The organism is Neorhizobium sp. LjRoot104, assembly GCF_964253725.1.
Taxonomy (GTDB): domain Bacteria; phylum Pseudomonadota; class Alphaproteobacteria; order Rhizobiales; family Rhizobiaceae; genus Neorhizobium.
Map to the genome: position 1 here is coordinate 747,968 of NZ_CAXURS020000001.1, position 13,895 is coordinate 761,862.

Sequence of the window (13,895 nt, forward strand, 5' to 3'; positions counted from 1 at the left end):
CGGCCCCGGTGCCCGAAGCCGCTTAAAGCGGGATGGCCGCGGTGACCGGGTTGGTCGCTTCGGCAGAGACGCGTACGGCGCCCGCGCGGCTGAATTCGCGCGAGGCGTTCACGGCGGCGCCGATGTGAGAAAAGTTCTCACGCAGGGTCCGGATCGGGTGGAGGATGGCTGTCATGGCTGATGCTTCCTTAGGCGCGCGATCAACGTTCGCGGAAATCGGCGAAGACCGAAGCCGGACGGGTGACGCCGACCGGACGCGCCATGGCGCGGGAGGTAAGCTGCTCGTTCGTCGCAGAGCCGAAATGGTGATAACCCTTCGTCGATCGCGGCGACAGGCCGGCGATGCGAAGAGTTTCGAAACCCGAATGGATCGGGCGGAAGCGGGTCGTCATTGGCCTTGGTTCCTTAAACCTAGAATTCCTCCCAAGACACACTGCGAATATTGCAACGCAACATCGATTCTGCAATGCAGCAAAACGCCGCGCTGCCATGCACTGTTTGCATGGCACTTTTCATATTTCCGTAACTTTGCGTAAATTGTTGAGAAATCTGCCTGAAATGCGGGCAGTCAGTGCCCGGAAAAACGCATTTTGAACATCAAGAGGTCCTGCCAGGCCAGCGCCTTGTTGGCGGGTGCCGCCAGCAGCTCCTGGGGATGCAGCGTGGCGATCGCCGACACGGCGATTCCGCCGAACGAAAGGTCGCGCCATTCGCCGCGCATCGAATGGATCGTGCCATTGCCGCCGAAGAAGAAGCGGGCGGGGAAATTGCCGAGCAGCAGCAGCAGTTTCGGTTCGGCGAGCGCCACCTGGCGTTCCAGGAACGGCCGGCAGATATCCATCTCCGCCTGCGACGGCATGCGGTTGCCCGGCGGCCGCCACGGAATGACGTTGGTGAGCAGAACGCCGTCGCGGGCAAGCCCGATCGCGCCGAGCATGCGGTCGAGCAACTGCCCCTGCCGGCCGGAAAAGGGCATGCCGTCGCGGTCGTCGTCCGCATTCGGCATCGGGCCGATCACCATGATGCCCGAGCCGGGATTGCCGCTGGCGAACACGGTGTTGCGCGCACCGTTCTTCAGGTTGCAGCCGTTGAAGGCTTCGAGCGCGGCTTTGAGTTCGTCGAGCGACCGGGCGCTGTCGGCTGCGAATCGCGCCGAGGCAACCGCCTGCTCGTCGGGCACAGAGACCGGGGCGGAAGCGGGCGGCGGTGCCGAGGCGCGCGCAGTCGGGGCAGTGCGATTCGGGGTTGCCGGCCGGGACACCGGGGCCTGCTCGTTCGGTGCTGGCTGCTGCTGCCGCGCGGAGGCGGGCGCCCTGGCCTCGGCCTGCGCCGCCTTCTGGGCCGCGAATTGCGCGAACCGATCGACCGGCTCGTCCTCGACAAGCCATTCGACACCCGCATCCGCATAGAAATGCAGGAGGGCTGCGAGTTCGGGAGCGTCCATGTCTTCGGCGAGGTTCATGGCATTCACGTTACAGCATGTGGTGCGGGAGAGGGAACCGGTTTCGGATATAGGGCAATCGCGAAGGGCGCGGAACGCTTAACCCTCCCCCTTGTGGGGAGGGTGGCCGGCAGGCGGGAGGGGTTTTTATCCGGAGCAAAGACCCCACCCCAACCCCTCCCCACGAGGGGGAGCAACTCCTCGCACCGCCTCATACCTTCAATTCGGGGGCAGGGCACACCCTCAAGCCGCCCATTGCGCGATATCGTCGCTTTCGCCGATCAGCGCCAGGCCGTGGGCGATCGACAGCAGTTCGCCGCCGGTCTCGATCTTGGAAGCATCGAATCGTTGCGTGAAGATCCGTCGCACGGCCGGCACGAAGGATGTGCCGCCGGTCAGGAACACCTTGTCGATCTCGGAGGGCGCCGTGCCGGTCTTTTCCAGCACCTCGTCGAGCGCGCCTTCGATGCGGCCGAGATCTTCGCTGATCCAGCCTTCGAAATCGCTGCGCTTCACGGTTCTGCGGCCCGCCTTGCCGAGCGGCGCGAAATTGAATTCGGCTTCCTCAGCACCCGACAGCGCCATCTTGGTCGCCGAGATCGCCTGGTAGAGCGGGTAACCTTCGTCATGGTCGACGAGGTCGATGAACAGTTCGAGCTTTTCCGGCTCCAGCGCCGAACGCACCAGCGATTTCAGGTCGGTGAACTCGCGGCTGGTCTTGAAGATCGACAGCTGGTTCCAGCGGCCGAAATTGACGTAATAGCCGGCCGGAACGTCGAGTACCTTGTCGAAACTCTTGAACTTGCTGCCCTTGCCGATTTCGGGCGAGACCAGGTTGTCGATCATCCGGTAGTCGAAATGGTCGCCCGCGACGCCGACGCCCGAATGGCCGATCGGGGTGGCGGTCAGCTTGCCGGCCTTGGTCTCGAAACGGATCAGCGAATAGTCGGTCGTGCCGCCGCCGAAGTCGGCGACGAGAACGGTCGCATCGCTCTTCAGCGTCTGGGCGAAATAATAGGCGGCCGCCACCGGCTCGTAGACATAGTGGATTTCCGGAAAGCCGAGCCGCGTCAGCGCCTCGTTGTAGCGCTCGGTCGCAAGCTTGGCATCCGGATTGGCGCCGGCGAAATGCACCGGCCGCCCGGCGATCACCCGCGACACGTCGGTCGGCCAGTTGTCTTCCGCGTAGACCTTCAGGCGCTTCAGGAAGATCTCCATCAGGTCCTCGAAGACATGGCGGCGGGCATAGACCAGCGTGCCCTGGAAAAGCGCGCTTGCCGCAAACGTCTTGATCGACTGGAGAAAACGACAGTCGCCGGGATTGTCGATGAACTGGCGGATCGCCGCCTGCCCGGCCTCGACCTTCAGCGCCTGCGCGCCCATCACTGGGTCCTTCATGAAGGACAGCGCCGTGCGCATCGAATCGCTCTCGCCGGCGCTGCTGGTGAAGTGCATCGAATGCGTGGCGCTGCCGCCATCCGCCAGTGCCATAACCGTATTCGTGGTGCCGAAATCAAGCCCGAGCGCCCGTGCCATCGCCGTGCTCCTTTTATCCGTCGAAAGTCATTGAACCGAAGTCGCGACCATGTGCTGGCAGGGCTCCGAACGCGAAAGGGGCGCTGCTCGCGCCCGGAATTTTTGAGAGGGCGCGTGATGGCACAGGGCGGCCGGGATGGCAAGGGGGGCGGTGACCGGCGACCAAAGTAGCAACTTCGGAAGCTATGCGGCCTCTTAAGAATCCCATGGCTGAGATAGGGTTTGCGCCCTATGGTAGCTTGGAGGTAAGTGGGGGTGCCCTATGGGCTACGGTAAAGACGAGCACGAAAAGGCGCTGCAAGATGTGCCGCTCTTTGTTGCGGACCCTGTCAGTTGGCCGAAAGGTGTTCGTGTCATTGGAAATGACGAACTTGACAACTTAGGCATCGACCGAAGTGGTGTCCTTCACTGGAACGGCCGCGTCATCACGGTTGACAAACGGATAACGTTTTCGTTTTGGCAAAATGTATCTGCCGCCGTGGTTACTGTAACAGCCGGACTGGTTTCCCTGAGTACCATTGTCCAGGGCGTGGCAAGCTACAGCAGTTGGGCATGCACAGTGGGATGGCCTGCGATCTGTCCATAATTCCTCGATCTAAGCACGTCGCGTCTCCGCCGCCTGTTCCGCAAGCCAGTTGCGGAACATCTCCATGGCCGGCGTCACGCTGCGCGATTGGAGGCGCGTCAGCCAGTAGCTGCCCTTGGAAATGGTGATTGGGAACGGCTGTTCGATCATGCCGGCGGCAAGCTGGCGGGAGAACATCAGGGGAGGGGCGAGCGCCACGCCGGCTCCCTGCATCGCCGCCTCCACCATCAGCACGGAACTATCGAAGACCGGGCCGCGGATCTGTGGCGGGGCGACATGCGCGGCCTCGAACCAGCCCGGCCATTCGTCGGCGCGATAGGAGCGCAACAGTACCTGATGCGCGACGTCCTCCGGGGTCTTGAGCTGGCGGGCCATCGAGGGAATGCAGAGGACCGAAAGCGGCGTTTCGAACAGCGCTTCCGCCTCGATATCGTGCCAAGCGCCGTTGCCGAACTTGATCGTGTAGTCGAGCCCCTCGGCGGCGATATCGACGCGGTTGTTGTTGGTCGAGAGCCTCAGGTCGATGAACGGATATTTCTCGCGGAAGTCGGAAAGCCGCGGCAGCAGCCAGCCGACCGCGAGGGTGCCGACCGCGCCGAGCTTCACCACCTCGCGCACATGGCCGCCCTCGAACCGCTCCAGCATGTCGGCCATCCGGTCGAAACTCTCCTGCAGCGCCGGCAGCAGAGCCAGTCCTTCCTCGGTGATCATCAGCCCGCGCGGCAGGCGCCGGAACAGGGTCACGCCGAGCCTCTGCTCGAGCAGCTTAACCTGATGGCTGACGGCCGCTTGGGTGACGTTGAGCTCGATCGCCGCCCGGGTGAAGGAGAGGTGACGCGCGGCCGCCTCGAAGGCGCGCAGCGCGTTCAGCGGCAAATACGGCCGGACCATGGCAATGCCCTAGTTTGATTCATGTCTGCCCGCAGATATCATCGTTTGATCGGAGCTCGCAAGCCGACCTAGAAAGATCGCATCACCCCAACTTGGAGCACCTCGATGGTTTTCAGAAATTCTTTCCTTCTCGCATTTTCTCTCGGAATTACAGCGATTTTCTTCGATTGCACCACCGCTGGTGCCGCCGATCCGATCCGCTGCACCGTCATCATCGACGAGGACAGCGGCGATGCCCTCTATCGTCAGGGCACCTGCGACCAGGGTTTTTACCCGCAATCCACCTTCAAACTGCCTTTGGCCATGATGGGCTATGATGCCGGCATCCTCACGGACGCTCAGAACCCGCGCTGGAAATACCAGGCAAAGTTCAAGGGGCCGGAGCGGGTGCGCAAGGACGTCGATCCGCTGATCTGGGAAAAGGAATCGATCGTCTGGTATTCGCAGGAAATCACCCGCAAGCTCGGCAGCAAAGCCTTTGCGGATTACATCCAGCGCTTCGGTTACGGCAACCGCAACGTTTCGGGCGGCCCCGGCAATACCGATGGCCTGACCGAATCCTGGCTGATGTCGTCGCTGAAGATTTCGGCCGACGAGCAGGTGCGGTTCCTGCGCCGTTTCCTCACCGGCGGCCTGCCGATCTCCGAACACGCTGTCGACATGACGCTGGCGATCGTGCCGCATTTCGAAGCGGGTGACGGCTGGGACATCCAGGGCAAGACCGGCAGCGGATGGCTGCGCGACAAGGCCGGCAAGGTGGATTACGACCGCCCGCTCGGCTGGTTCGTCGGCTGGGCGATGAAGGACGACCGCCGCGTGATCTTCGCGAGGCTGCTGGTCGATACCAAGCGCTATCCGAAGGACCCGATCAGCTTCGTGGTGCGGGATGGGCTGATCAGGGATTTCCCCAAGCTGGCAGAAGGTTTCTGATTCTCCGGCCATTCGCTTGAAACTGAAAGCGGCCGGGCGACCCCCAAGCCCGACCGCCGCAACGCGTACTCAACACTGCGCTGCAGCACCAATAAGAAGCTTTAGCGCTGGCTAATGCAAACGAGTTCGTCTGTTCAGGTTATTGGTTAAGGTTACCTTGCAGGGCGCTGCGCCATTCTCGGACGACTGTCCCGGTTTCCGCTGTGTTTTCCTGTAGATGATGATCAGAATGCACCATTCCGAGGCGGTCAATCCGATCTATCCGGCAGGCGGGATTTCTCCCGCCGCCGCAGATCGAGCGCTCAAGGCGAGGGGTTCATTCCGCCGCAATCGCGGTCGGGATGTCGTCATCGTCGTTTGCCTCGTGCAAGTCCTCCGTCTTGCGGCGGCCGAGCCTTCCGAGGAAGCGGCCGAACCGGTCCATTTCCACGAAGATGACCGGCGTGATGAACAGTGTCAGCGCCTGGGAAACGATCAGCCCGCCGACCACCGCGATGCCGAGCGGCTGGCGCAATTCCGATGACGCGCCGGTGCCGAGCGCAATCGGCAGCGCTCCGAGCAGCGCACAGAAGGTCGTCATCATGATCGGCCGGAAACGCCGCACGCAGGCCTCGTGGATCGCGGCGGCCGCCGTCTCTCCCTTGGTGCGCATCGTCTCCACCGCCACATCGATCATCATGATCGCATTCTTCTTGACGATGCCGATCAGCATCAACAGCCCGATCAGCGCGATGATCGACAGGTCGAAACCGAACAGTTTCAGCGCCAGCAGTGCCCCGAAGGCCGCCGCCGGCAGGCCCGACAGGATGGTCAGCGGGTGGATGAAGCTCTCGTAGAGCACGCCGAGCACCACATAGATGGTCAGCACGGCGGCCAGTATCAGCAGCGGCGTATTGCCCTGGCTCTGCTGGAAAATCTGCGCCGTGCCGCCGTAGGAGGTGAATACGTCGTTCGGCATCTGCAGGTTCGTCTTGATCTGGTCGATCGCAGCCGTCGCATCCGACAGCGACACCCCGGCCGGCAGGTTGAAGGACACCGTCGTCGAAACCAGCTGGCCGGTCTGGTTGATGGTGACCGGCGCCGTCTGACGCACGATTGTCGCGAAATTCGAGAGCGGCACCAGCGAGCCGTTGGACGACATCACCCGCACACCCTGAAGCATCTGGTCGTTCCATTGCTGGGTATTGTCGAACTCGGTGATGACGTCGTAGCTGTCGCCGGTCGACTGGATTTCGGCCGCCGTATAACCGCCGAACGCCATCTGCAGCGTCTTGCGCAGCTCGTCGTCGGTAATCCCGAACGAGGCGGCCTTTTCCGGATCGACCTTGATATTGGCCTCGATCGCGTCGTTCTGGGCGTCGGACGTGACGTCGGTGAAATGCGCCCGGTCGGCGCGCATCGCCGTCTGGATCTTGTCCGACCATTCGCTGGTCTGCGCGGCCTTCAGCGCCTGCACCACGAGCTGGTACTGGCTGGCCGTGGCGCGGCCGCCGAAGCGCAGGCTCTGCTGCGGGGTGATGAAGGCCTTCATGCCTGCGAATTTCGATGTCGCCTGCCGCAGTTCCCGCAGCGTCTGGTCGAGCGGCGGGCGTTTGTCGCGGTCCTTCAGTTCCACCCAGATCGTACCGTTGTTGAGCGAACTGCGGCCGTTGCTGCCGACGATCGAGGTGACGTGGTTCACCGCGGGGTTCTGCTTTACGGCGGCGGCCACCTGCGCCTGCAGGTCGCGCATCGCAGGATAGGAAATATCCTCGCGGGCGCGGGTCGAGATCGTCAGGCGTCCGATATCCTCCTGCGGGAAGAAGCTCGTCGGCAGCGTCCGGAACAGGTAGACCGACCCGCCGACCGAGGCGAGGAAGACAAGCAAGATCACCGCCCGGTTTCTGAGGCACCATCCGACCGCCCGGTCGTAACCTTTGAGCGTGCGGGAAAAGCCGGCGTCGAAGATCCGGACCATCAGGCCGGGATGGTGCTCGACGCCGGAAAGGCGCGAGCCGAGCATCGGCGTCACCGTCAGCGAGACGACCGCCGAGGCGACGATGGCGAGCGCCACGACCATGCCGAACTCGTTGAACAGCCGTCCGACCACCCCGCCCATCAACAGGATCGGGATGAACACGGCGATCAGCGACACCGACATGGAAATGATCGTCGAGCTGACCTCCGAGGCGCCCTGGAGCGCCGCCTGCATCGGCGCCATGCCGTCCTCGACATGCCGCATGATGTTTTCCAGCATGACGATCGCATCGTCCACCACCAGCCCGACAGACAGCGTCAGCCCGAGCAGCGAGATGTTGTCGATACTGTAGCCGAGCACGTACATGGCGCCGAAGGTGGTGATCAGCGACAGCGGCACGGCCAGCCCCGGAACCAGCGTGGCGGTGATCCGCCCTAGGAAGAGATAGATGACCAGCACGACGAGGCCGATCGTCAGCATCAGCGTGAACTGCACGTCCGAGATCGAGGAGCGGATCGCGGTCGAGGAATCGTTCATGACGGCGATCGACACGGAGGCCGGCAGTTCGGCGGACAGTCCGGGCAGTTTTGCGCGCACCGAATCGACGACATCGACCGTATTGGCGTCCGGCTGCCGCTGGATGGCGAGGATGATCGACTGGTTGCCGTCATACCAGCTGCCTGCATCGAGATTGGCGACGCTGTCCTGAACGTTGGCGACATCGCCGAGATGCACGGGCGCGCCGTTCGGGCTGGCGATCACCAGCGAGCGGAACTGGTCGGCATTGGTGCGCTGCGTGTCGGCATTGATGGTCAGCCGCTGGCTGTTGTTTTCCAGCGAGCCGACCGGCGCCTGGCTGTTGGCGCTGGCGATCGCATTGGTGACGTTGTCGACCCCGAGATTGCGGGCCTGCAGCCTGCCCGGATCGACCTCGACGCGCACCGCGTAGGTCTGGGCGCCGAAGATCGAGACTTCCGCGACGCCGGGCAGCGTCGAGAGCGAGGGAGAGAGCACGTCCTCGGCGATCTCGTCGACCTTGCTGCGCGGCAGCGTATCGCTCTTGACCGCCAGGAGCAGCACCGGCGCGTCGGCCGGGTTTGTCTTCCTGTAGCTCGGCGGCGTCGTCATGTTGTCCGGCAGTTGCCGGGTCGCATGCGAGATCGCCGCCTGCACGTCAGCTGCCGCCGCATCGATATTGCGGTTGAGATCGAACTGCAGCACGATCGACGTGTTGCCGAGTGAGTTGGTGGCGCTGATCTCGCTGATGCCGGGGATCGTCTCGAACTGCTTGATCAGCGGCGTCGAAACGGCCGTCGCCATCGTTTACGGCGAGGCGCCGGTCAGCTGGGCTGACACGTTGATGGTCGGGAAATCGACCTGCGGCAGCGCGGCGACCGGCAGGAGCTGGTAGCCGGCAAGCCCGGCGAGCACGGCGCCGATGGCAAGCAGCGTGGTGGCGACCGGGCGGCGAATGCAGAATTCGGGGATCATTGCGCCTCTCCCATTTCGATCGGCTGAGCATTGCCATTGCCATTGGCATCGGCCGTCGTCCGGCCGTTGCCGAACTGCTCGACGACGGTGGCGCCATCGACGAGCTGAACCTGGCCTTCGACCACCACATGCGCCCCTTCAGTGAGCCCGCTGGCGATCGCCGTGTTCGGGCCGTTGGAGCGGGCAATTCGGACCGGCGTTACGTGGACCTTCTTGTCGTCGCCGACCGCATAGACGAACGGTCTATCGACACCCGGATTGACCGCTACCGTCGGCACCACGATGTCCTTGTCGTCGCTCTGGAAATGCACGGTGACATTCAGCGATTGCCCCGGCCACAGCGTCCCGGATGGGTTTTCGAACCGGGCCTTCGCAAGGATCGTGCCCGAAGCCGGATCGACGGAATTGTCGAAGAAGCTCAGGTTTCCCCGGGCCGAAGTGCCGCCGCCCTGGGGCACTGCATCGACAGCCACAGCCGATGAGCCTTGCTTGAGCTGGCCGAGATAGGCTTCGGGAAGGTGGAATTTCACATAGATCGGATCGTATTTGGCAATCGTCACCACCGCCGAGCCGGCGCTGAGATAGGCGCCGGTGCTGATGCCGATATCGCCGAGCCGTCCGTCGAAGGGGGCGCGGATATCCGTATGGTCGAGATCGATCTGGTCTGCCGCAATCGCCGCATTGTCGCTCTGCACGGTGGCGGCGGCGGTATCCTGCGCCGCCTTCGCCTGGTCGACGGTCTGCTGCGTGCCGGCATTGCCGTGCAAGAGGTCGTTGGCGCGGGCAAGCGCCGTCTGGGCCTGGGTCAGCGTCGCCTGGTCGCGAACGAGAAGCGCCTTGTCCTTGTCGAGTGCTGCCTTGGCGGTGCGGTCGTCGAGCTTGGCGATCAGGTCACCCGCCTTGACGAAGGCGCCGTCGGTTGCCGCGATGCCGACGACGATGCCGGGCTGCTGGGCGGCGATCGTCGTGTTTTCGTCGGCGCTGGCCGCACCGGAGGCGGTCACGTCCATCGGCAACGCGGTCCGGGTAGCCGCGACCGTCCTGACGGCGGGCGGCGGGCCGCCCGCGCCGCGTCGGCGTTGCGCGCCCGGCTGCTGGCTGTCGCCGGTATCGGCGGATGCCTGCTGGACGAAGGATGAAAGAAAGGGAAGCCGATCGCGGAACTCCCAGCCCGCAACGCCGGCAGCGACAAGAACGCCGGCAAAAATCCAGATCTTCTTCATGAGTTAACCGCTCGCCTATGGTTGCGCCAATGGTATCGCTCCATCGAACCGCCCATATTGCGGCGCAAAAAAGACAAGTTCTGCCCGACCGGCTCACTAACCGGTGAAGGCGGATTAAAGGTTTGTAATGAAGGGCTTAGATGAACTGGAGTTAATCTTTTTCGCCTTTTGGCTGCGCAGCATAGCCGCGCCTACCCGAGCTAGCGGAGAAACCGCCGGGCGCCCCAGATGACGGCAAGGCCGACGATCGCGACGCCGGCACCCCGGACGATCCAGGGCGTCTGGTTGATCATGAAGCTGCTGGCAGGATAGGGGAATGCGCCGGTGCCCTGGCCGATCCAGATGAGGCCGAGCACGACCATCAGGACGCCGATGACCGAAAGCGCAAGTCGAGTAAATTTCATGGGAGAATCTCCGAAGGCAGTGTCTGGAGATCATAGGCTTGGGCGGGTTCTCCCGCGAGACGCATTTGCGTGATGCCGGAACGTGTCCGGTCAGACGTCTTCGTAATAGGTGGCGATCAGCGAGCGTGGCGCCGGCTCCTCGCCATCGGCCAGGAAGAAGCTGCCGGCGATGCGGCTCGAAGGCGACAGGCTGTCGAGAAGATTGCGGACCACGACGTCATCCACGGCCTCGAGGCTTCGCGCATGCATGATCCCCGGTCGGCCGGAAATCGCCGAAGTCTCGGCCGCGTGTCGGGTCGCCGCTTCCCAGGTGCCTGCATAGGTCGCGACCTGTCCGGCCGCAAGTGTCGCCGAGATCGAGGCCGCAGGGGAGGCTGCGGAAGGGGCCGCGGCGTGAGGCACGGCGGAGGGTACACTGGGCGGGGTAGCCTCGGTTGCCCCCGAAACACTTTCGATCATGCCGGCGATCCTTTAATTTTGGGGGGCCGGCTTGCCTCTTAACTCAGGCGAATTGAGATACCGCCAATAGCGGCACCTCAATTCGATTCAATGTTTAACGACCGGGATTTACGCTCGTTGTAGAACCTCAGATCGAGCGCGACGCGCCGCCATCGACCCTGAGCGTCGTGCCGGTGACATAGCTTGCCGGGACAGAGCAGAGGAAGGCGCCGGCGGCTGCGAACTCCTCGACCTTGCCGAGCCGGCCGGCGGGAATGGTCTTCAGCGAGGCGGCACGGATGTCTTCCACCGACTTGCCGGTGCGCTTGGCATTGGCGCCGTCGAGCTCGTCGATCCGGTCGGTATGGATGCGGCCGGGAAGCAGCATGTTGGCGGTAATGCCGAAGCCCGCCACCTCGGTCGCGATCGTCTTGTTCCAGCCGACCAGCGCCGAACGCAGCGTGTTGGACAGCGCCAGATTGGCGATCGGCTCGAAGACGCCGGAGGAGGCGACGGTCAGGATGCGGCCGAAACCCTGTTCCTTCATTTGCGGCAAAAAGGCATTGGTGAGCGTGATGACGCGCAGAACCATCGACTGGAAGAAGGTGTCGAGCTTGTCGGCGGTCATGTCTTCCGCCGTGCCCGGCGTCGGGCCGCCGGTATTGTTGACCAGGATATCGATGCCGCCGAGCTTCTCCTTGACGGCAGTCTTCATCGCCTCGACGAAATTGTCGTCGGCGAGATCGCCCCACACCCAGTCGGCCTTGCCTTTACCTTCGGCATTGATCGTCTTGCAGTTTTCCGCCAGCCGCTCGCCGGAGCGGCCGACGAGGAGAACATGTGCGCCTTCGCTCGCAAGCGCCTTGGCAATGCCGAGGCCGAGGCCGCGCGACGAGGCGAGCACGAGAGCGCGTTTGCCGGTGAGACCCAAATCCATGATGTTGTTCCTTCCCCAATTCCTGTCATCGGTTGTCGGATCTTTATAAGGAGCGGCAGAGGGTGGCGAAAGGCCGATCTTGCTTTCTTCGGTTCGGTGCCTATAACTGACGTGTACGTAAACGTAATATGAGAAAACCGAAACGTCATTTGCGCGAATGACAAGGCGGAGGACGTTTTCCCGCCTCGACAAGCCGGGGCGCTTTTGTCAAACAGGTTGCCTGAATAAAGCCGGAAGGGGCCGGCGAGCGGAGTTGGATATGAGCGAGCAAGAACTGCCAGAACGCGAGAGCATGGAATTCGACGTGGTGATCGTCGGCGCTGGTCCTGCGGGGCTTTCGGCGGCGATCCGCCTGAAGCAGGTCAATCCGGACCTGACGGTCGTGGTGCTTGAAAAGGGTTCGGAAGTCGGCGCCCATATCCTGTCCGGCGCGGTGGTCGATCCGGTCGGCATCGACGCGCTGTTGCCCGGCTGGCGCGAGGAGGAAGGGCATCCGTTCAAGCAGCCGGTCACCGCCGACCATTTCCTGTTCTTAGGCCCGGCCGGTTCGATCCGCCTGCCGAATTTCATGATGCCGCCGCTGATGAACAATCACGGCAACTACATCGTCTCGCTCGGAAACGTCTGTCGCTGGCTCGCCGAAAAGGCCGAAGGCTTGGGCGTCGAGATCTATCCGGGTTTTGCCGCGACCGAAGTTCTCTATGACGAGAATGGCGCGGTCAAGGGTGTGGCGACCGGCGACATGGGCGTCGAGCGCAACGGCGAGCCCGGCCCGAATTTTACCCGCGGCATGGAGCTTCACGGCAAATACGTGCTGATCGGCGAAGGCGTGCGCGGCTCGCTCGCCAAGCAGCTGATTGCCAAATTCGATCTCCAGAAAGATCGCGAGCCCCAGAAATACGGCATCGGTCTCAAGGAACTCTGGCAGGTGAAGCCGGAGCATCATCGTCCGGGCCTGGTGCAGCACTCGTTCGGCTGGCCGCTCGGCATGAAGACCGGCGGCGGGTCGTTCCTCTATCATCTCGAAGACAACATGGTGGCCGTCGGCTTCGTGGTGCACCTCAACTACAAGAACCCCTATCTCTACCCGTTCGAGGAATTCCAGCGCTTCAAGACGCATGATGCGATCCGCGGCACGTTCGAAGGCGCCAAGCGGCTCTCCTACGGCGCCCGCGCCATCACCGAGGGCGGCTACCAGTCGGTGCCGAAGCTGACCTTCCCGGGCGGGGCGCTGATCGGCTGTTCCGCCGGCCTCGTCAACGTGCCGCGCATCAAGGGTAGCCACAACGCGGTCCTCTCGGGCATTCTCGCCGCCGACAACATTGCCAAGGCGATCGAGAGCGGCCGCGCCAATGACGAGGTTGTCGAGATCGAGACCGAATGGCGCTCGACCCCGATCGGCACCGACCTGAAGCGGGTCAGGAACGTCAAGCCGCTGTGGTCGAAGCTCGGCACGGGCCTCGGCATCGCGCTCGGTGGCCTCGACATGTGGACCAACCAGCTCTTCGGCCTCTCGTTGTTCGGCACGCTGAAACACGGCAAGACCGACGCGGCCTCGCTGGAACCGGCAGCCCGGCACAAGAAGATCGACTACCCGAGGCCCGATGGCGTCCTGACCTTCGACCGCCTGTCCTCGGTTTTCCTGTCCAACACCAACCATGAGGAAGACCAGCCGGTCCATCTGAAGGTGAAGGACATGGACCTGCAGAAGCGTTCCGAGCTGGAGGTCTATGCCGGCCCATCGACGCGATACTGTCCGGCCGGCGTCTACGAATGGGTCGAGAAGGATGGCGAACAGGTCTACGTCATCAACGCCCAGAACTGCGTCCACTGCAAGACCTGCGACATCAAGGACCCCAACCAGAACATCAACTGGGTCCCCCCGCAGGGCGGCGAGGGGCCGGTCTATCCGAATATGTGAGGTTTGGGCTTGTCGGGGGGCGAGCCAGAGCGAGGCCGCAAACCATGTCACTCCGGATTACTCTCCCAAGTGCCATCCGGGTTCCAGCGTCGGCGTGGCGGATCTTCCAGATCCGGCGCGCTGCCTCCAAGCATGATCAA

12 protein-coding genes and 1 pseudogene are annotated in these 13,895 nt (G+C 63.2%); 3 read left to right on the forward strand and 10 right to left on the reverse strand.

Annotated features, from left to right (window positions below):
• Positions 1–22: 22 nt before the first annotated feature.
• From ACSQ8R_RS03765 to ACSQ8R_RS03780, 4 genes are all read right to left on the reverse strand, one after another.
• Positions 23–175, reverse strand: a complete 153-nt coding sequence (locus ACSQ8R_RS03765) for a hypothetical protein (protein ID WP_436252159.1) — start codon at positions 173–175, stop codon at positions 23–25.
• A gap of 25 nt (positions 176–200) precedes the next feature.
• Positions 201–392 carry a hypothetical protein gene (locus ACSQ8R_RS03770; RefSeq protein WP_210011178.1) on the reverse strand — a complete coding sequence of 64 codons (192 nt, stop codon included), beginning with the start codon at positions 390–392 and terminating at the stop codon, positions 201–203.
• Between the two features lie 176 nt (positions 393–568).
• Complete coding sequence (locus ACSQ8R_RS03775; RefSeq protein WP_436252160.1) at positions 569–1,462, reverse strand: uracil-DNA glycosylase; 894 nt, start codon at positions 1,460–1,462, stop codon at positions 569–571.
• Positions 1,463–1,684: 222 nt separating this feature from the next.
• The gene (locus ACSQ8R_RS03780; protein ID WP_436252161.1) at positions 1,685–2,977 is read right to left on the reverse strand and encodes an Hsp70 family protein; all 1,293 of its coding nucleotides are present in this window, start codon (positions 2,975–2,977) and stop codon (positions 1,685–1,687) included.
• Positions 2,978–3,239: 262 nt separating this feature from the next.
• On the opposite strand from ACSQ8R_RS03780, the gene ACSQ8R_RS03785 reads away from it, so the two are divergent.
• Complete coding sequence (locus ACSQ8R_RS03785; RefSeq protein WP_436252162.1) at positions 3,240–3,563, forward strand: hypothetical protein; 324 nt, start codon at positions 3,240–3,242, stop codon at positions 3,561–3,563.
• Positions 3,564–3,572: 9 nt separating this feature from the next.
• Here the strand turns inward: ACSQ8R_RS03785 and ACSQ8R_RS03790 are convergent, their stop codons facing one another.
• Positions 3,573–4,454, reverse strand: coding sequence for a LysR substrate-binding domain-containing protein (locus tag ACSQ8R_RS03790; RefSeq protein WP_436252163.1), 882 nt, complete (start codon positions 4,452–4,454; stop codon positions 3,573–3,575).
• 105 nt (positions 4,455–4,559) lie between these two features.
• Between ACSQ8R_RS03790 and blaOXA the strand changes: the two genes are divergently transcribed.
• Positions 4,560–5,384 carry a class D beta-lactamase gene (blaOXA, locus tag ACSQ8R_RS03795; protein WP_436252164.1) on the forward strand — a complete coding sequence of 275 codons (825 nt, stop codon included), beginning with the start codon at positions 4,560–4,562 and terminating at the stop codon, positions 5,382–5,384.
• A 316-nt stretch (positions 5,385–5,700) separates the two neighbouring features.
• Here blaOXA and ACSQ8R_RS03800 read toward each other — a convergent pair.
• The 5 genes and pseudogenes from ACSQ8R_RS03800 to ACSQ8R_RS03820 form a co-directional block, all read right to left on the reverse strand.
• Positions 5,701–8,832: pseudogene (locus ACSQ8R_RS03800) on the reverse strand (efflux RND transporter permease subunit).
• Positions 8,829–10,055, reverse strand: a complete 1,227-nt coding sequence (locus tag ACSQ8R_RS03805; RefSeq protein ID WP_436252165.1) for an efflux RND transporter periplasmic adaptor subunit — start codon at positions 10,053–10,055, stop codon at positions 8,829–8,831. The pseudogene ACSQ8R_RS03800 and the gene ACSQ8R_RS03805 overlap by 4 nt, the downstream one beginning before the upstream one ends.
• Before the next feature lie 200 nt (positions 10,056–10,255).
• Complete coding sequence (locus ACSQ8R_RS03810; protein ID WP_436252166.1) at positions 10,256–10,459, reverse strand: hypothetical protein; 204 nt, start codon at positions 10,457–10,459, stop codon at positions 10,256–10,258.
• 90 nt (positions 10,460–10,549) lie between these two features.
• Positions 10,550–10,918 (reverse strand): hypothetical protein, encoded by a 369-nt coding sequence (locus ACSQ8R_RS03815; RefSeq protein WP_436252167.1) that lies wholly within the window; start codon positions 10,916–10,918, stop codon positions 10,550–10,552.
• A gap of 127 nt (positions 10,919–11,045) precedes the next feature.
• A complete protein-coding gene (locus ACSQ8R_RS03820) occupies positions 11,046–11,834 on the reverse strand; it encodes an SDR family oxidoreductase (protein ID WP_436252168.1) in 789 nt (262 codons plus the stop codon).
• Between the two features lie 259 nt (positions 11,835–12,093).
• On the opposite strand from ACSQ8R_RS03820, the gene ACSQ8R_RS03825 reads away from it, so the two are divergent.
• Positions 12,094–13,755, forward strand: coding sequence for an electron transfer flavoprotein-ubiquinone oxidoreductase (locus ACSQ8R_RS03825; protein WP_436252169.1), 1,662 nt, complete (start codon positions 12,094–12,096; stop codon positions 13,753–13,755).
• Positions 13,756–13,895 lie beyond the last annotated feature (140 nt).

What these genes read in the sequence shown, in the direction of transcription:
- ACSQ8R_RS03780 (WP_436252161.1), bottom strand. Translation starts at nt 2,977, where the DNA reads ATGGCACGGGCGCTCGGGCTTGATTTCGGCACCACGAATACGGTTATG.
- ACSQ8R_RS03825 (WP_436252169.1), top strand. Translation starts at nt 12,094, where the DNA reads ATGAGCGAGCAAGAACTGCCAGAACGCGAGAGCATGGAATTCGACGTG.
- ACSQ8R_RS03765 (WP_436252159.1), bottom strand. Translation starts at nt 175, where the DNA reads ATGACAGCCATCCTCCACCCGATCCGGACCCTGCGTGAGAACTTTTCT.
- ACSQ8R_RS03820 (WP_436252168.1), bottom strand. Translation starts at nt 11,834, where the DNA reads ATGGATTTGGGTCTCACCGGCAAACGCGCTCTCGTGCTCGCCTCGTCG.
- ACSQ8R_RS03790 (WP_436252163.1), bottom strand. Translation starts at nt 4,454, where the DNA reads ATGGTCCGGCCGTATTTGCCGCTGAACGCGCTGCGCGCCTTCGAGGCG.
- blaOXA (WP_436252164.1), top strand. Translation starts at nt 4,560, where the DNA reads ATGGTTTTCAGAAATTCTTTCCTTCTCGCATTTTCTCTCGGAATTACA.
- ACSQ8R_RS03805 (WP_436252165.1), bottom strand. Translation starts at nt 10,055, where the DNA reads ATGAAGAAGATCTGGATTTTTGCCGGCGTTCTTGTCGCTGCCGGCGTT.
- ACSQ8R_RS03815 (WP_436252167.1), bottom strand. Translation starts at nt 10,918, where the DNA reads ATGATCGAAAGTGTTTCGGGGGCAACCGAGGCTACCCCGCCCAGTGTA.
- ACSQ8R_RS03770 (WP_210011178.1), bottom strand. Translation starts at nt 392, where the DNA reads ATGACGACCCGCTTCCGCCCGATCCATTCGGGTTTCGAAACTCTTCGC.
- ACSQ8R_RS03775 (WP_436252160.1), bottom strand. Translation starts at nt 1,462, where the DNA reads ATGAACCTCGCCGAAGACATGGACGCTCCCGAACTCGCAGCCCTCCTG.
- ACSQ8R_RS03785 (WP_436252162.1), top strand. Translation starts at nt 3,240, where the DNA reads ATGGGCTACGGTAAAGACGAGCACGAAAAGGCGCTGCAAGATGTGCCG.
- ACSQ8R_RS03810 (WP_436252166.1), bottom strand. Translation starts at nt 10,459, where the DNA reads ATGAAATTTACTCGACTTGCGCTTTCGGTCATCGGCGTCCTGATGGTC.